This window comes from Micromonospora sp. NPDC051141 (assembly GCF_044455765.1).
In the GTDB taxonomy this organism is placed as follows: domain Bacteria; phylum Actinomycetota; class Actinomycetes; order Mycobacteriales; family Micromonosporaceae; genus Micromonospora.
In genome coordinates this window covers 452,630-468,715 of sequence record NZ_JBITFD010000004.1, presented here as the reverse complement: position 1 = coordinate 468,715, position 16,086 = coordinate 452,630, and the positions used below count along the sequence as shown (strand labels likewise).

The 16,086-nt window shown below is 74.5% G+C and carries 19 protein-coding genes; 11 read left to right on the top strand and 8 right to left on the bottom strand.

Annotated elements, in window-relative coordinates:
- Positions 1 to 21: 21 nt before the first annotated feature.
- Together ACIA6B_RS10525 and ACIA6B_RS10520 are read right to left on the bottom strand one after the other, a co-directional pair.
- Positions 22 to 366 carry a metallopeptidase family protein gene (locus ACIA6B_RS10525; RefSeq protein ID WP_199199675.1) on the bottom strand — a complete coding sequence of 115 codons (345 nt, stop codon included), beginning with the start codon at positions 364 to 366 and terminating at the stop codon, positions 22 to 24.
- Positions 367 to 451: 85 nt separating this feature from the next.
- Positions 452 to 880 carry an OsmC family protein gene (locus ACIA6B_RS10520; RefSeq protein WP_396772458.1) on the bottom strand — a complete coding sequence of 143 codons (429 nt, stop codon included), beginning with the start codon at positions 878 to 880 and terminating at the stop codon, positions 452 to 454.
- Positions 881 to 1,006: 126 nt separating this feature from the next.
- On the opposite strand from ACIA6B_RS10520, the gene ACIA6B_RS10515 reads away from it, so the two are divergent.
- From ACIA6B_RS10515 to ACIA6B_RS10505, 3 genes are all read left to right on the top strand, one after another.
- Positions 1,007 to 1,741, top strand: a complete 735-nt coding sequence (locus tag ACIA6B_RS10515; protein WP_396772457.1) for a hypothetical protein — start codon at positions 1,007 to 1,009, stop codon at positions 1,739 to 1,741.
- 210 nt (positions 1,742 to 1,951) lie between these two features.
- Entirely contained in the window at positions 1,952 to 2,773 is an 822-nt protein-coding gene (locus ACIA6B_RS10510; RefSeq protein WP_396772456.1) for an HAD family hydrolase, read from the top strand.
- Positions 2,773 to 3,585, top strand: a complete 813-nt coding sequence (locus ACIA6B_RS10505; protein WP_396772455.1) for an HAD family hydrolase — start codon at positions 2,773 to 2,775, stop codon at positions 3,583 to 3,585. Before ACIA6B_RS10510 ends, ACIA6B_RS10505 begins: the two co-directional genes overlap by 1 nt.
- A 37-nt stretch (positions 3,586 to 3,622) precedes the next feature.
- Here ACIA6B_RS10505 and ACIA6B_RS10500 read toward each other — a convergent pair whose 3' ends face one another.
- Positions 3,623 to 4,213, bottom strand: coding sequence for a bacterial proteasome activator family protein (locus tag ACIA6B_RS10500; RefSeq protein WP_281934029.1), 591 nt, complete (start codon positions 4,211 to 4,213; stop codon positions 3,623 to 3,625).
- Positions 4,214 to 4,269: 56 nt separating this feature from the next.
- Between ACIA6B_RS10500 and ACIA6B_RS10495 the strand changes: the two genes are divergently transcribed.
- A complete protein-coding gene (locus ACIA6B_RS10495; RefSeq protein WP_396772454.1) occupies positions 4,270 to 5,097 on the top strand; it encodes an alpha/beta hydrolase family protein in 828 nt (275 codons plus the stop codon).
- A gap of 48 nt (positions 5,098 to 5,145) precedes the next feature.
- Positions 5,146 to 6,366 carry an ABC transporter substrate-binding protein gene (locus tag ACIA6B_RS10490; RefSeq protein WP_396772453.1) on the top strand — a complete coding sequence of 407 codons (1,221 nt, stop codon included), beginning with the start codon at positions 5,146 to 5,148 and terminating at the stop codon, positions 6,364 to 6,366.
- A 108-nt stretch (positions 6,367 to 6,474) separates the two neighbouring features.
- On the opposite strand, the gene ddaH is transcribed toward ACIA6B_RS10490, so the two are convergent.
- Positions 6,475 to 7,308, bottom strand: a complete 834-nt coding sequence (gene ddaH, locus ACIA6B_RS10485) for a dimethylargininase (protein ID WP_396772452.1) — start codon at positions 7,306 to 7,308, stop codon at positions 6,475 to 6,477.
- 59 nt (positions 7,309 to 7,367) lie between these two features.
- On the opposite strand from ddaH, the gene ACIA6B_RS10480 reads away from it, so the two are divergent.
- Positions 7,368 to 7,826, top strand: a complete 459-nt coding sequence (locus ACIA6B_RS10480) for an Lrp/AsnC family transcriptional regulator (protein WP_396772451.1) — start codon at positions 7,368 to 7,370, stop codon at positions 7,824 to 7,826.
- A gap of 22 nt (positions 7,827 to 7,848) precedes the next feature.
- Here the strand turns inward: ACIA6B_RS10480 and ACIA6B_RS10475 are convergent, their stop codons facing one another.
- The 3 genes from ACIA6B_RS10475 to ACIA6B_RS10465 all read right to left on the bottom strand — a co-directional run bounded on the left by ACIA6B_RS10475 (position 7,849) and on the right by ACIA6B_RS10465 (position 9,879).
- A complete protein-coding gene (locus ACIA6B_RS10475) occupies positions 7,849 to 8,946 on the bottom strand; it encodes a T3SS (YopN, CesT) and YbjN peptide-binding chaperone 1 (protein WP_396772450.1) in 1,098 nt (365 codons plus the stop codon).
- A gap of 79 nt (positions 8,947 to 9,025) precedes the next feature.
- Positions 9,026 to 9,283, bottom strand: coding sequence for a DUF6457 domain-containing protein (locus ACIA6B_RS10470; protein WP_396772449.1), 258 nt, complete (start codon positions 9,281 to 9,283; stop codon positions 9,026 to 9,028).
- Entirely contained in the window at positions 9,280 to 9,879 is a 600-nt protein-coding gene (locus ACIA6B_RS10465; RefSeq protein WP_396772448.1) for a molybdenum cofactor guanylyltransferase, read from the bottom strand. Before ACIA6B_RS10465 ends, ACIA6B_RS10470 begins: the two co-directional genes overlap by 4 nt.
- A 117-nt stretch (positions 9,880 to 9,996) precedes the next feature.
- Between ACIA6B_RS10465 and fdhD the strand changes: the two genes are divergently transcribed.
- Positions 9,997 to 10,851 (top strand): formate dehydrogenase accessory sulfurtransferase FdhD, encoded by an 855-nt coding sequence (fdhD, locus tag ACIA6B_RS10460; RefSeq protein WP_396772447.1) that lies wholly within the window; start codon positions 9,997 to 9,999, stop codon positions 10,849 to 10,851.
- A gap of 165 nt (positions 10,852 to 11,016) precedes the next feature.
- Here the strand turns inward: fdhD and ACIA6B_RS10455 are convergent, their stop codons facing one another.
- Positions 11,017 to 12,258 carry a DUF4192 domain-containing protein gene (locus ACIA6B_RS10455; protein WP_396772446.1) on the bottom strand — a complete coding sequence of 414 codons (1,242 nt, stop codon included), beginning with the start codon at positions 12,256 to 12,258 and terminating at the stop codon, positions 11,017 to 11,019.
- Between the two features lie 172 nt (positions 12,259 to 12,430).
- On the opposite strand from ACIA6B_RS10455, the gene ACIA6B_RS10450 reads away from it, so the two are divergent.
- Genes ACIA6B_RS10450 through ACIA6B_RS10435 form a run of 4 tightly spaced genes read left to right on the top strand, consistent with a single transcriptional unit; the run spans position 12,431 to position 16,000 of the window.
- Positions 12,431 to 13,345, top strand: coding sequence for a fructosamine kinase family protein (locus ACIA6B_RS10450; protein WP_396772445.1), 915 nt, complete (start codon positions 12,431 to 12,433; stop codon positions 13,343 to 13,345).
- Positions 13,342 to 14,358 (top strand): GTP 3',8-cyclase MoaA, encoded by a 1,017-nt coding sequence (gene moaA, locus ACIA6B_RS10445; protein WP_396772444.1) that lies wholly within the window; start codon positions 13,342 to 13,344, stop codon positions 14,356 to 14,358. Before ACIA6B_RS10450 ends, moaA begins: the two co-directional genes overlap by 4 nt.
- Positions 14,359 to 14,360: 2 nt before the next feature.
- The gene (locus tag ACIA6B_RS10440; protein WP_396772443.1) at positions 14,361 to 14,606 is read left to right on the top strand and encodes a MoaD/ThiS family protein; all 246 of its coding nucleotides are present in this window, start codon (positions 14,361 to 14,363) and stop codon (positions 14,604 to 14,606) included.
- 11 nt (positions 14,607 to 14,617) lie between these two features.
- Positions 14,618 to 16,000: a metallophosphoesterase gene (locus ACIA6B_RS10435; RefSeq protein ID WP_396772442.1), complete on the top strand. Its 1,383-nt coding sequence runs from the start codon at positions 14,618 to 14,620 to the stop codon at positions 15,998 to 16,000.
- The last annotated feature ends 86 nt before the right edge of the window (positions 16,001 to 16,086 follow it).

Sequence of the window (16,086 nt, the reverse complement as noted above, 5' to 3'; positions counted from 1 at the left end):
CGGGGGTCGGGCGGGACCCGGTCAGCCCCAGCCGAGGGCGTGCAGGCGCTCGTCGTCGATGCCGAAGTGGTGGGCGATCTCGTGCACCACCGTCACCGCGACCTCGTCGACGACGTCGTCGTCGGTGTCGCAGATCGCCAGGATCGGGTTCCGGTAGATCAGGATGCGGTCCGGCAGCACGCCGGAGTAGTCCCAGCCGCGCGCCGTGAGCGCGTGCCCCTCGTAGAGCCCGAGCAGGTTCTCGCCGGGCGGTGGGTCGTCCTCCACCAGGATGACCACGTTGCTCATCAGCCCGAGCAGCTCCTCGGGCACCTCGTCGAGCGCCTCGCCGACCAGCTCCTCGAACCGGTCCCGGCTCATCTCCACGGCCACGCGGCCCGGTCACTCCCTCACGGTCGGCACGCGGCACGGCGAGGACGCCCGCGAGGGCGCCCCCACCGCGTCGGACGGGTCAGGCCAGGCGGGCGGTCAGGGTGATCTCGGCGCCCGGGGAGAGCAGCCGGGAGATCGGGCAGCCCTCCTTGGCGGCCTCGGCCAGCTTGGTGAAGCCGGCCTCGTCGAGGCCCGCACCCTGGCCGACGGTCTCCAGGTCGATGCGGGTCACGGTCATGCCGGCGTCGGTCTTGTCGAAGTGCACCTTGGCGGTGGTCTCCACCGACGTGTCGGTGACGCCCGCGTCGGCGAGCTGCTTGGAGAGCGCCATCGAGAAGCAGCTCGCGTGCGCGGCGCCGATCAACTCCTCGGGGTTCGTGCCCTCACCCTCCTCGAACCGGGACTTGAAGGAGTAGTTGCCGGACAGGCCGCCCTTGCCGGTGCGGACGGTGCCGGACCCCTCGGCGAGGTTGCCCTGCCAACGAGCGGAAGCGGTACGGATAGGCATGGCACCGACGCTAACCGAAAGCGGGCCGTCCCGCACCGCCTGTCCTGCTCACCTCGCGGTCCGGGTGACCGGGGGCCGGCTGTGCCATGATTCGACGCAGACCCGCGTACCGGAGAAGGGTAACCGATGTCGCAGGATCCCCCGGTTCCCAGGCAGGACAACCGCGCCGACGGCACCACGGTGGTCGAGTGGGGCGACGCCGACACCGGGGCGGTTCCGTCCGGCCGGTTCGGTCGGGCGCTGGCCGGTCTGGGCCGGGACCACCGCCTGCCGCCGGTGCTCGCCGGGCTCGGCGCGGTCGCCGCGCTCGCCTCGCTGATCGGCGAGTGGCTGGTGATCACGGTGCCCGACGAGGGGGAGGACGGGAACACGACGTTCCGGCTGCCCAGTGGCGTCGCCGAGATCGGCGGCTTCGGGGCGGCGTACCTCGTGGGGTTGCTCGGGCTGTCGGTCGCGGTGGCGTTGGCGCTGCGCGGCGCCCCGGCGGTGCGGCAGCACGCCCGGATCGCCGGGCTGGGCCTCGCGGCGACGCTGCTCGGCGTGCTGGTCGCGACCGCTTCCTCGCTCCAGCCGCTCGCCCGGCGCATCCTCTTCTTCCCGGTGGAACGGGACATCCAGGTGGAGCACGGGCGCGGCCTGGTCACCGCGTTCCTCGCGGTGGCGTTGCTGGCGGTCGCGCTGCACCTGGCCGGGCGGGCCACCGACCGGGCGGGCGTCGAGGCGGCGCCGGACGACGAGACGCCGGACGACCGGCCGTTCCGGCGACGCCGCCGGCCCCGGGACGACGAGGCGCCGCCGGCGCCGGCCGACCTCACGGTGGAGCCGACCCTGCCGTTCGCCGGTCCCGAACGCTCCCGCTGAGCGGGCCGACCCACCTACCCGCCGGTCCGCTGGCCTGCCGATTCGTCGGTGCGGCGGCCACCGGATGGCCGCCGTGGATTCGCGGCGGATTCGCCGGAACGCCATGGTCGCCCCCTGCCGCGCGAGATACGGTTGCTGCCCGCCGTGCGACGGTCCCGGCACGAGAACCGGGCCGGCCGGCGTGACGGCGGCGGGGCCGAAGGAGGAGCCATGACCCGCCCGGGCCTGCCCAAGTTGATCGCCACCGACCTCGACGGCACGCTCGTCCGCAGCGACGACACCGTCTCCGCGTACACCCACGGGGTGCTGGACCGGGTGCGGGCCGCCGGGATCCCGGTGGTCGGCGCCACCGGACGCGGACCCCGGCTGGCCGAACTGAGCCGCAACGACATCCGCGCCGCGGACTTCCTGGTGATGGCCGGCGGCGGGTGGGTGGTCGACCAGAGCGACCCGGCCGGCCCGCTGGTGCTGCGCGACGAGCGCCTCCGGGGCGAGGTGCTCGCCCGGCTGATCGCCGACCTGGAGGCCGCGGTCGGCCCGCTCACCGTGATGGTGGAGGCGTCCGGCGAGGACGACACGCCGCTGTGGGGCGACTACCACCCGAGCTGGCCCTACCCGGACCGGTTCGAGGCGCGCAGCCGGGCGGAATGCCTCTCCTGCGACGTGGTCAAGGCGTTCGCGCGGACCGAGGACCACCACGTCGACGAGCTGCTGGCGGTGGCCCGCCGGATCGTGCCCACGGAGGTCGCCTCGCTCACCCAGGCCGGGCTCGGCTTCGTCGAGATCTGCCCGCCCGGGGTGGACAAGGCGTCCGGGCTGAGCGTGGTCGCCGAGCGGCTCGGGGTGGACCCGGCGGACGTGCTGGTCTTCGGCGACCAGCCCAACGACCTGCCGATGTTCGGCTGGGCCGGCTGGGCCCGGGTGGCGGTGGCGAACGCCCACCCGGAGGTGCGCGCCGCCGCGGACGAGATCACCCTGCGCAACGACGACGACGGCGTCGCGGTCTACCTGGACCGACTACTCTCCCGGTGATGGGAGAACCACCCCGCCTCGTCGCCAGCGACATCGACGGCACGCTGCTCCGGGACGACCGCACGCTCAGCCCGCGTACCGCGCGGGTGCTGGACCGGATCGCCGCCGCGGGCACGCCGGTCGTGCTGGTCACCGGCCGTCCGATCCGCTGGCTCAAACTCGTGTACGACCAGCTCGCCGCACCGCTGCCGGCCATCTGCGCCAACGGCGCGGTGGTGTACGACCCGGCCGCCGACGAGGTGCTGCGCGCCGACCCGCTCGCCCCGGAACTGCTCGCCGAGGTGGCCCGGCGGCTGCGGGCCGAGGTGCCCGGGGTGAGCTTCGCGGTGGAGATCGTGGACAGCCGGCAGATGCGGCACGAGTCGCACTACCCGCTGCGCTGGGACGCCGACGCGGACGCGATCCGCGCCGTCGAGTCGCCGGAGGAGCTGCTCGCCGCGCCGGCGGTGAAGCTGCTGGTCCGGGCCGGGGAGCAGGACCCGGACGTGTTCGTCCGAGTGGTCGCCGGCGCGCTCGAAGGGTTGGCCGAGGCGACGCACTCGTCGTACAGCGGCCTGATCGAGGTCTCCGCCGCCGGGGTGACCAAGGCCGCCGGCCTGGCCTGGTACGCGGCCCGGCTGGGCATCGACGAGCGGGACGTGCTGGCGTTCGGCGACATGCCGAACGACGTGCCGATGCTGACCTGGGCCGGCCGGGCGGTGGCGGTGGCGAACGCCCACCCGGCCGTCCGGGAGATCGCGGACGAGGTGACCGGGGCGAACACCGAGGACGGCGTGGCCGCGTACCTGGAGAAGGTCTTCGGGGTGGACTGACCGGCCGGGGCGCGTCAGGCGCCCCGGCCGGTGCCGGTCAGAGGTACTGGCCGGGCGCGTGGCCCTCGGCGCCGCCGGGCATGCCGGGCATACCCGGGACCATCCCGCCGGGGCCGCTGGGCAGCGCCTGCCGGCCGGAGCGCATCTGCTCCAACTGGACGCGGGCGGCCATCTGCTGGGCGACCAGCGCAGCCTGGATGCCGTGGAACAGCCCTTCCAGCCAGCCGACGAGCTGGGCGTGCGCGATGCGCAGCTCGCCCTCGCTGGGTGCCTGCTGCTCGGTGAACGGCAGCGAGATCCGCTCCAGCTCCTCGCGGAGCTCGGGGGCGAGGCCCTCCTTCAGCTCGACGATCGAGCGTTCGTGGATCTCGCGCATCCGGTGCCGGCTGGCGTCGTCGAGCGGGGCGGCCTTCACCTCCTCCAGCAGCTGCTTGATCATGCTGCCGATCCGCATCACCTTGGCCGGCTGCTCGACCAGTCGGGTCGGGTCCTCGCCCTTGCCCTCCTCGGTCTGCACCGTGCCGACCGGTCGACCGTCCGGGCCGACCACCACCACGGTGCCGGGGATGCCGTCGTTGGCCTGTTCGTCGTCGTGTCCACCGGAGTGTGCTTCGGTCATGGCAACCATCTTTACCCACGCCGGCCACGCGCACGCGCCCGGACCGGGCAGGCTACCGTCCCGGCATGACCGGCGACCCGCGTGAGGTGCTGACCCGGCCGGCCCCGCCGCCGGACGCCACCGTCGCCTACGGCGACCATCCGGACCAGTGCGCCGACCTGCGCGGCCCGGCCGGTGCCGGCCCCGCCCGGCCGCTGGTGATCGTGGTGCACGGCGGCTTCTGGCGGGCGGAGTACGACCGGACCCACACCGGCCCGATGGCGGCGGCGCTGGCCGCGCTCGGTCATCCGGTGGCCCAGCTCGAATACCGCCGGACCGGTCGGCCGGACAGCCGCTGGCCGGACCCGCTGACCGACGTGCTCGCCGGCGTCGCCGCGCTGCCGGGGCTGGCCGCCGCCGCGTGGCCCGGCCGGGTGGCGCCGGTGCCGCCGATCCTTCTCGGCCACTCCGCCGGTGGGCATCTGGCGCTGTACGTGGCGGCCCACGCCCCGGAAACGACCGGCGGGGTGCTCGCGTTGGCCCCGGTGGCGGACCTCGCCGAGGCGTACCGGCTGGACCTGGACGCCGGGGCGGTGGCCGCGCTGATCGGCGGCGGCCCGGCCGACGTGCCGGAGCGGTACGCCACCACGGATCCATCGGCATTGGTGCCGATTCAAACACGCACAGTAGTCATACACGGGGTTCTCGACCGGCAGGTTCCGGTGTCGATGAGCCGCTCGTGGGTGGCCGCCGACCGGGCCGCGGGCGGCTCCGCCACGCTCATTGAGCTGCCAGAATGCGAGCATTTCGGGCTGATCGCCCCCGACTCGGCCGCGTGGCCGCGGGTGGTGACGGCGTTGCGGTCCCTGCTCGGTGATCCACCCGGCATTGACGCAGCGTCGTCGACCAGGTAGAACGCCGGAGGGGTGTGCACGATGGCCGCCCCCGCGGGAAGGAAGTCGGTGGCACAGATGAACCGCAGGCGGGCCCTGCAACTGCTGGCCGCACTGGGCACCACCGGGCTCGCCGCCGGCTGCGGCCCCGGCGACGACGGCACGGACCAGGCCGCCCCGGGCAGCCCGGTCAAGATCGGGCTGATCGTTCCCGGCAGCGGCCCGAACAAGGTCATCGGGGACGAGATCGCCAACGGCTTCCAACTCTTCCTCGCCACGCACGGGCAGCAGCTCGGCGGGCACCCGGTCACCGTGGTGCCGGCCGAGGAGGGCGACAGCGTCGCGACCGGCAAGGCCGCCGTCGACCGGCTGCTCAAGGAGGGCGTGCTGGCGCTCACCGGCGTGGTCAACCCGGCCGTCATGACCGGCATCCGGGACACCGTTGAGGACGCCCGGGTGCCGCTGATCGGCTCCAACGCCTCCCCGGCCACGCTCCAGGGTGTCGTCTTCATCTGGCGCACCTCGTACGTGCTGGACGAGCCGGGCGTGGCCCTCGGCGAGTACCTGCGGCAGAACCTGGACCCGTCCAGCCGGATCGCCATCTTCGGCACCCAGGGCGCCGGCAGCCGGGACGTCGTCAACGGGCTGCGACGCGGCTACGAGCAGGGCCGCCGGCTCACCGAGGACCCGATCTACACGCCCGACTACGCCAACCCCAGCAAGGGCGCGTACGCCGGGCCGATCCGCAAGGCGCTGGGACGCCGGCCGGACGCGGTCTTCTGCCACTACACCGGCGCGCAGGCGGTGCAGTTCGTCAAGCAGCTCTACGACGAGGGCTACCGGGGGCCGATCTACGCACCCGGGTTCCTCACCGAGGGCACCGTCCTCGACCAGCTCGACGACGGCGAGAAGGGCCGGGACCGGGCGCTGATCGAGAAGTACGGCATCGAGACCGCGCTGAACTACTCGGCCGACCTGAACAACACCGCGAACCGGGTGTTCGCCTCGGCGTACCGCAAGACGTTCAACACGTCCCCGACCACGTACGCGATGGCCTCGTACGACGCCGCGCTGGTGCTGGACAAGGCGATCCGGGCGACCGGCGGGAACGTGTCGCCGCAGCAGGTCAACCTCGCCCTCGGCACGATCGGCCAGGTGGACAGCCCACGGGGTCCCTGGCAGTTCAACCAGCCGCGTACCCCGCAGCAGAAGTGGTACCTGCGCAAGGTGCAGCTCGACGGCCGGATGCTCTCCAACGTGGTGATCAACGAGCTGGCCACGCTCGGCTGACGCGACGACGAGGGCGGCCTCCCCGGGGGGAGACCGCCCTCGCGCCTGTCCGGCTCGGGACCGCAGCTCGGCTCGGTGCCGCAGCTCGGCTCGGTGCCGCAGCTCGGCTCAGTGCCGCAGCTCGGCGATGCAGCACTTCACGCTGCCGCCGCCCTTCTTCAGCTCGGCCAGCTCCACCGGCACGGGGTGGTAGCCGGCCGCCTTCAGCTTGCCGGCCAGCCGGGTGGAGTCGCTGTTCAACACCACGTTGAGCCCGTCGCTGACCAGGTTCAGGCCGAACGCCAGGGCGTCCTCGTCGTCCGCGACGACCGCGTCCGGGAAGAGCTGGGCCAGAACCTTCTGGCTGGCCGCGGAGAACGCGCCCGGGTAGTAGACGACGTTCCCGTCGTCGATCGAGGCGAGCGCCACGTCGAGGTGGTAGAAGCGCGGGTCGACCAGGCGCAGCGAGATCACCGGCCGGCCGAGCGCCTCCTGCGCCTCGGCGTGCGCGGCCAGCTCGGTACGGAAGCCGTGGCCGGCCAGGACCAGGCCGCCGTGCGCGTCCGGCAGGTAGGCGAAGTCGCCCTCGCCCTCGTTGGTCTCGCTCGGCGCGATGAAGTGCCAGCCCTGCGCCTCGTAGAACGCCCGGTGGGCGGCGGCCTCGGCGGCACGCTGCTCGTGCTTGAACCGGGCGCCGTAGACGGTGCCGTCCACCACGAACGCCCCGTTCGCGGCGAAGACCATGTCCGGCAGACCGGCCTCGGGGGTGAGCAGGTGCACGTCGTGGCCGAGCCCGAGCAACGTCTCGCGCAGCCGGTCCCACTGCTTGACCGCCAGGTCGGCGTCGACCGGCGTGGCCAGGTCCATCCACGGGTTGATCGCGTACTCGACCGCGAAGTGCTCCGGCGAGCACATGAGATATGTCCGCTTTCGCGAGACTCGCTGCTGGTTCACGGTCACCAAGAGTAGGTAGGCTGGAACTTTGGTAACAGCCACAACCATTGCTTCCCGGGGGCGGAACGTTGCAGATAGACGCGGTTGACCAACGAATCATTGCGTTGCTCGTGGCGGACGCTCGCGCCTCGTACGCCGACATCGGTGCCCGGGTGTCACTCTCCGCCCCCGCGGTCAAGCGACGGGTCGACCGGCTACGCGCCACCGGCGTGATCCGCGGCTTCACCGCGGTCGTCGACCCGGCCGCCGTGGGATGGACCACCGAGGCGTTCGTCGAGCTGTTCTGCGCCGGCCGAACCACGCCCACGCAGATCGGCGTCGCCGCCCGCCGGCACCCCGAGGTGGTCGGCGCCTACACCGTCTCCGGCGAGGCGGACGCGCTGGTGCACCTGCGCGCCGCCGACATCGCCCACCTGGAGGAGGCCCTGGAACGGCTGCGCGCCGAGTCGTTCGTCACCTCGTCCCGCAGCACCATCGTGCTGTCCCGACTCGTCGAGTCCCCCGGCGTCGGCCCGTCCACGAGTTGACGCCGGTACCGCCCCGGACCGCTCAGAGGTACATGCCGGTGCGGTGCTCCTGCGGCCGGGCCGGCTTGTCGCCCTCGCCGAAGAAACGCCTGCCGCCGAACTCGCCGTGCAGCCGGTCGTCCAACTCGTCGGCGAGACCGGTCATCACCTGCACGGCCAGCATCAGGTGGGTGGCCTGGAAGTTGCGGCCGAAGACCGGGATGGACGCCCACACCGTGTCATCGGCGCAGTAGAGCCGGCCGATCGGCATCCGGTTGGTCAGCTCGGAGAGCTTCACGTAGAGGCGCTCGGTCGGCTCGACCTCGGTCAGCACCGGGGAGAAGACGTCGACAAGCGGCGGATTGTCGCGGACCCGCACGAAGACCATCGCCGAGCCGGCCCGGATGTTGATGTCACCGTCGGAGTCGACCTGCACCTGGTCGGAGTTCGACTTCAACATCGTCGAGACGACCGTACGGACCCGCTCCTCCAGGGCCAGCACGTCGTTCTCACCCGACTGGGCGGCCGCCGCGGCGGCCAGCGCCTCCTCCAGGTCGGCCTCCACGTCGCGGTCCGGGCCGAACTCGCTGCGGGCGGTGCCGAGCGGCTCCACCGGCAGCGGCTCACCCTCGGCGTCGTGCACCAGGTAGACCAGGAACGCGGGATGCGGGGCGCCGTAGACGTCCCGCAGCGTCCGGGAGAGCACCGCGGACAACCGGGTCGCCTCGTCGACGCCGCAGTCCAGGCCGAACTGCTCGCCGGAGCCCGCCACCACGCCGGGCGGCGACCAGCCCAGCGCCACCATGTCGGCCACCGCCGCCCGATCCAGCCGGTAACCCGCCGGCAGGGTGGCGTTGCCGACCGCCCGAGCCGACAGCGCGCCGTCCTCGCCGGCGTCCGCGCTGACCGAGTAGACGGCATCCCCGGTGCCCGAGGCGGTCGGGTCGAGCGTGACCTCCAGGTGACCACCGGCCGGCAGCCCGCGCAGCCGCTCGGCCAGCGCCCGGGCGAACTCCCGCCACGCCTCGGTCACCTTGGCCCGCAGGTCAGCCGTGGTCGGCTCGTCGAGCAGGATCGAATCGTGCTGCTCCGGCGTACCGCCGGAAGGCTTGTCGACCGGCGAGGGGTGGTCTGCCGTCATGATCGCCTCCGTCCGTTCCCGCCACCCTACCCACGGACGGCGGGGGCCGAATCACAGCCGACCGGGATCGGACAGGTCGCTACTCCACCGGCGTCGTCCCGTCCAGCTCCACCGGCCACGACCCCGCCAGCGCGCTGAGCCGGGCCGCCACCGCGGCCGGATCCGCGCCGCGCCCCACCGCCACCCCCAGGAGGTACGCGCTGACCGGCGCACCCGGCCGCACCACCTGATGCGCCACGTCCCGGGCCACGTCCAGCACGGCCGACACCGGCACCTCGGCCGGATCAAGCTCCAACTCGGCGCAGGCCGCGGTGACCCAGTCGTCCAACACGGTCATGTCGTCCACTCCTCGGCCCGGTGTACGTCCTCGTCAGTGTCGCAGTCGAACCAGGGTGGCGGCCCGGCACCGGACCAGGCCACCTCCCGAACCGTGGCACCGGCCAGCAGACCCCGCACCGCCGCGCCGTCGACCGTGCCGCCCCGCTCCGCCGCCAGCCGGTCCACCGCCGCGCGCAGCGCCGGCAGCCGCCAGACGCCGCAGAGCTGCTGCCGGCGACCGTCGCCGTCCACGTAGCAGGCCAGCCCGGCGGTCGACCCGTCGAGCGCGCGCCGCAGCTCGGCCACCGCGGCGGCGGTGAGCAGCGGCAGGTCGGCGGCGAGCAGGGCGACCGTGGTCGTACCGGGTCGCAGCAGGGCCAGCCCGGCCGCGGTCGCCGCCACCGGACCACCGCCAGCGGGCTCCTCGCGGGTCACCCGCACCCCCGGGGGCACCGGGCCGGACGGACCGACCACGATCCGCTCGTCCGCGTCGGCCACCGCGGCCAGCACCCGGTGCAGCATCGGCCGGCCACCGACCGGACGGGCCGGCTTGTCCACCCCACCCATCCGGCGGGCCGCACCGCCGGCGAGCAGTATCGCCGCGTACCCGGTCACCGCCTCAACCTACCCACGGCCCGCGCCGGAACAACGGGCCGAACGGGCGCTTCGGAGGAGAGCGTCGGGCGGGGTGCTGAGGTGCGGGTGGGACCGGGTGCGGGAGAGGATGGCGGCATGGGACGGGCGACAGACCGGCGGGGCGTGCTGCGGATCGACCTCGGGGCGGCGGGCGACCGCCGGGACCGGGTCCGCCGGCAGGACACGCTGGCCGTGGAGGAGCCGCTGGAGATCCGGGTCGGGCCGGCCGGCCCCGGTCGTCGCCGGCCGCTCGCGGTGACCATGCGCACGCCCGGCGACGACCTGGACCTGGCCATCGGCTTCCTGCTGACCGAGGGGCTGATCCGGTCGGCGGAGGATGTGCACACCGCGCAGCTCTGCTCCGGAGCGGAGACCCCCAACACCTACAACGTGGTCGACGTGGTGCTCTCTCCCGGCGTGCCGGAACCGGCCACCGACCCGGCACGCAACTTCTACACCACCAGCTCCTGCGGGGTGTGCGGCAAGGCGAGCATCGAGTCGGTCCGCACCCGCTCCCGGTTCGCCGTGCGGGAGGACCCGCTGGAGGTCACCGCCGCACTGCTGGCCGGGCTGCCCGACCGGCTGCGCGCCGCGCAACGCGCCTTCGACCGTACCGGCGGCCTGCACGCGGCCGGGCTCTTCACCCCGGACGGCGAACTGCTGGCGCTCCGCGAGGACGTGGGCCGGCACAACGCGGTGGACAAGGTGATCGGCTGGGCCACCCGGTCGGACCGCCTGCCGCTGGCCGGTCACGTCCTGCTGGTCTCCGGCCGGGCCAGCTTCGAACTCACCCAGAAGGCGTGGATGGCCGGGGTGCCGCTGCTCGCGGCGGTATCCGCGCCCAGCACGCTCGCCGCCGAACTGGCCGAGGAGGCCGGGATGACGCTTGTCGGATTCCTCCGCGGCCCGACCATGAACGTCTACACCGGGGCGCAGCGCGTGCCTCGCTGAGGCGGCGGCACGGCGACCCGGCCGCGCGTCGGCGCGGACGGCACCGCTGCCTCCGGCCCAACCGGCTGCCTCCGGCCCAACCGGCTGCCTCCGGCCCAACGGCTGCCTCCGGCCCAACCGGCTGCCTCCGGCCCAACGAGCGCGGACGGCACCGCTGCCTCCGGTTCAGCGGCGCGGGCGACGCCGGCGGCGGCGGAGGACCGCCGGGCCGGCGACACCCGGCCAGCCGTCCAGCTCGGAGGGGGCCACGCCACGGCGGAGCGCGTCGTCGAGGAGCACCGCGAGGGAGTAGGCGGGGTCCGCCGCGAGCACCCGCTCCAGGGCGACGGCGGCCAGCGCGCCGTGCCCGGACCGCCAGGCGGCGAATGCGAGCAGCGTTCCGGGGGCCGCGGTCAGTTCGGGTTCGGCCCGTCGGAGCACGTCGGTCCAGAGGCTGATGTCGGTGTCCCGGCCGTCGGTGCGGGACCAGGCGTGGTCGCGCACCACCGGGTGGGTGAGGAGCACGGTCAGCCAGGCCACCTCGTCGTCGGTGAGTCGCTCACCGTTCCGCTGCCGGCGGAACGCGACCCGTACCGCCGCCGTGCCGGCCGCCCGCACGGCCCGCGTCGCCCCGCCCCGACCGGCCGGTCCGCCGGCGGTCCGGTAGCCCGCCGGAACGTCCACGGCCCGGTCGCCAACCGGAACGTCCACGGGCGGGGCGGCGCCGGCCCGCGTCCCGTCGGACCGGAGGCCACCGGACTCCGCACCGCCGGGCGAGGGACCACCGGGCCCCGCACCGCCGGGCGAGGGACCACCGGGCCCCGCACCGCCCGGTGATTGGCCGTCGGGCGGCTCCCCGGTGAGTGCGGCCAGCCGGCGGCGGGCCCGCAGGGTGGCCTGGCGCATGGCGAGCCGGACCGGACCGCCGAACGGCGACACCTGGGCGGCCAGGGCGGCGCGGTCGGGCAGGGCGACCTGACCGGCGAAGACGGCCGCCGCGCTGACCCGGCTCGCGGCCGGGTCGTACGGCGTGCCCTCCACCGGGCAGCAGGTGGGCTCGTCGCAGAGGTACGACCACCAGCGACCGTCCGCCACCCGGAGCGCGTCGAGGACGGTCAGCCCGACGTCGTCCAGCGCCGCGCCCACCGCGCCCACCACGCCGGTGACGCGGGTGGCCGGACCGAAGCCGATGACCGTCGCGGCGTCGGCGTCCTGCCGGGCCACCACCTGCGCCAGGTGCCGGGCCGCCGGACCGGGGTCGACACCCGGCTCGGGGAGGTCGCCGCGGGCCGCGAAGACCACCCGCCGGCCCCGCACCGCGACCACCACCACGCTGTCCTCCGGGTGGAAGCCGAGCAGGTAGGGCACGGCGGCGACGAGGTCGGCCGGGGAGCGGACGGAGAGGCGGGGAGGCTCGGTGGAGTTCATGCCGGGAGCGTGCGGGGGGTGCCGCCGCCGCGACAGGCCCGCGCCGCGCCCTGTTGACGACACGCGGCTCATCCACAACCACCGAACGTATCGGCCCAGGTGGGCGGCGTCCGCCACCCGCCACGGTACGACAGGGCCGACGCCTGTCCCAGGTACCGGCTACCTTGCGCTCATGGACCTGGCGTACCTGCGGGCACACCCGGAGCACCTGCCGACCTTCCTGACCCACCAGCGGATCCGGGAGACGCCGGTCTCCGGCGGTGACATCTGCGCCGCCTCGCGACTCACGCTCGACGACGGCCACTCCGTCTTCGCGAAGACCTGGCCGGAGCGGGCGACGCGGCCGGCGCCGGAGGGCTTCTTCGCCACCGAGGCGGCCGGTCTGCGGTGGCTGCGCGAGGCCGACGCGGTTCCGGTGCCGGAGGTGCTGGTCGCGCTGCCAGGGCTGCTGGCGCTGGACTGGGTGGAGCCGGGCGAGCCGGGCCCGGAGGCGGCGGAGGCGTTCGGCCACGGGCTGGCCGGGCTGCACCGGGCCGGCGCGCCCGCGTTCGGCGCAGAGTGGACCGGGTTCATCGGCGCGCTGCCGCAGGACAACACGCCCGACCCGGGGCCGTGGCCGGAGTGGTTCGCCCGGTGCCGGCTGCTGCCGTACCTTCGAATGTCGGTCGACGGGGGCGCGCTCACCGGCGCCGCGGCGGCGCTTGTCGAGCAGGTCGTCGACCGGGTCGGCGAGTGGGGCGGTGACGAGCCGCCGGCCCGGCTGCACGGCGACCTCTGGCCCGGCAACCTGCTCTGGGGCGCCGACGGCCGGGTCTGGCTGGTCGACCCGGCCGCGCACGGCGGCCACCGCGAGACCGACCTGGCGCAGCTCGCGCTCTTCGGTGGTCCGCCGCAGTTCGAGCGGATCCTGTCCGCCTACCAGGAGTCCTGGCCGTTGGCCGACGGCTGGCGGGAGCGGGTGCCGCTGCACCAACTACACCTGCTGCTGGTGCACACCGCGCTGTTCGGGGCGGCGTACGCGGAGTCGGTGGTCTCCGCCGCCCGTGCCGCGCTCGGCGGCGTCCGACGCGCTACGGTCGACGGATGACCGCCCCCCGGACGACGGCAGACGGGGTCCTCACCGACCGGTTCGGCCGGGTCGCCCGGGACCTGCGGGTCTCGCTGACCGACAAGTGCAACCTGCGCTGCACCTACTGCATGCCGGCCGAGGGGCTGACCTGGCTGGCCGGCCCGCAACTGCTCACCGACGACGAGATCGTCCGGCTGGTCGGAGTCGCGGTGCGCCGGCTCGGCGTCACCGAGGTGCGCTTCACCGGCGGTGAGCCGCTCATCCGGCCCGGCCTGCCCGGCATCGTGGCGGCCGTGGCCGCGCTGTCGCCCCGGCCGCGCATCTCGCTGACCACCAACGGCATCGGTCTGGCCCGACTCGCGCCGGCACTGCGCGCGGCCGGGCTGGACCGGGTCAACGTCTCGCTCGACACGCTCGACCCGGCCCGGTTCGCCGCGTTGACCCGGCGCGACCGGCACGCCGACGTGCTCGCCGGGTTGGCCGGCGCGGCGGAGGCCGGGCTGACCCCCGTCAAGATCAATGCGGTGCTGATGCGCGGCGTCAACGACGACGAGGCCCCGGCACTGCTCCGGTTCGCCCTGGCGCACGGCTACGAGCTGCGGTTCATCGAGCAGATGCCGCTGGATGCCCAGCACGGCTGGGACCGGTCGACCATGGTCACCGCCGACGAGATCCTGGCCGCCCTGCGCGCCGAGTTCGCGTTGCGGCCCGACCCGACCGAGCGGGGCGCCGCGCCGGCCGAGACCTGGCTGGTGGACGACGGCCCGGCCAAGGTCGGGGTGATCGCCAGTGTGACCCGGCCGTTCTGTGGCGACTGCGACCGCACCCGGCTCACCGCCGACGGTCAGGTGCGCAACTGCCTCTTCGCCACCGACGAGTCGGATCTGCGGGCCGCGCTGCGGGCCGGCGCCGACGACGAGGAGTTGGCCCGGCGCTGGCGGGCCGCGATGTGGGGCAAGCGGGCCGGGCACGGCATCGACGATCCGACCTTCCTCCAGCCGGTCCGGCCGATGTCCGCGATCGGGGGTTGACGGTGGAGTTGACCGTCCGTTATTTCGCCGGCGCACGGGCCGCCGCCGGCCGGGCCGAGGAGACCGCATCCGCCGGCCGGTCGCTCGACGAACTCCTCGACGACCTCTCCGTCCGCCACGGTGACCGACTGGCCGTGGTGCTCAAGGCGGCGAGTTTCCTGGTCGACGGCGTCGCCTGTCATGATCGTCAGGCACCGTTGCCGGCCGGGGTCACGGTGGACGTGCTGCCACCCTTCGCGGGCGGCTGAGGGAGGCCGACGTGCTGGCGATGGCGACATTCGTGGGTTTCGTCGTGCTCGTGATCGGGCTGATCCACTACTACCTGTGGCGGCGACTGGTCCGGGACACCACCCGTCCGGGGCGGGCCCGCCGGGTCGGGGCGGCGGTGGCGGTCCTGCTCGCGCTGCTCGTGCCGGCCACCATGGCCGGCACCCAGAGCGGCTTCTACTGGCTGGCCTGGCCGGGCTACGTGTGGTTGGCCCTGATGTTCTACCTGCTGGTGCTGCTGCTGGTGCTGGAGGTGCCGACCGCGGTGACGCGGCTCGTCCTGCGCCGCCGGGCCCGGTCGGTCCCGTCCCCGGGGCCGGCGGCCGAGCCGGCGCTGGTCGGCGCCGGCACCTCCACCGCGGCGCCCACCGAGGCCGGTGACCCGCCGCCGGTCGGCGACGCCGGTGACACCCCGCCCGGCCAGCCGGGTGACACTTCGCCCGGCCAGCCCGGTGACACTCCGCCCGGCCATCCCGGTGACACTTCGCCCGGGGCGACCGGCCGACCGGTCGCCGGCGGCGCGCCCGCCGACCACGACCCGTCCCGCCGGCTGCTGCTCGCGCGTGGCGCGGCGATCTTCGCCGGGCTCACCGCCGCCGGCGTCACCGGGTACGGCGTCCGCACCGCGATGGGGCCGCCCCGGCTCGACCGGGTACGCATCCCGCTGGCGAAGCTGCCGCGGAGCATGGACGGGCTGCGGATCGCCACCGTCTCCGACATCCATCTCGGGCCGCTGCGCGGCCGGGCGCACACCGAGCGCATCGTCGCCATGATCAACCGACTGGACGCCGACCTGGTGGCCGTGGTCGGCGACCTGGTCGACGGCTCGGTGGCCGAGCTGGGCCGGGCGGCCGAGCCGCTGCGTGACCTGCGCTCCCGTTACGGCAGCTTCTTCGTGACCGGCAACCACGAGTACTACTCCGGCGTGGAGGAGTGGGTCCGCGAGGTGGACCGGCTGGGCCTGCGGGTGCTGCAGAACGAACGGCAGGAGATCCGGGCCCGGGGTGGCGTGCTGGACCTGGCCGGCGTCAACGACGTGACGGCCGACGGCACCGGGCTGGCCGCGCCCGCCGACTACGCCGCCGCGCTCGGCGACCGTGACCCGAGCCGCCCGGTGGTGCTGCTGGCGCACCAGCCGGTGGCCGCGCACGAGGCGGCGAAGTTCGGCGTCGACCTCCAGCTCTCCGGGCACACCCACGGCGGTCAGATGGTGCCGTTCAACCTGGCGGTGAAGCTCCAGCAGCCGGTGGTCTCCGGTCTGGGCGAGGTGGACGGCACCAAGGTCTACGTCACCAACGGGGCCGGCTTCTGGGGGCCGCCGGCGCGGGTCGGCGCCCCGCCGCAGGTGACGCTCGTCGAGCTGCGTGCCCCCTAGCGGGTCGGGGGCGCGTCGTCCAGCACCGCATTGCTCAGGTCACGCGTACGCGTGGCGGCGGGCGGGTAGGCAAGCGGACGTGACAG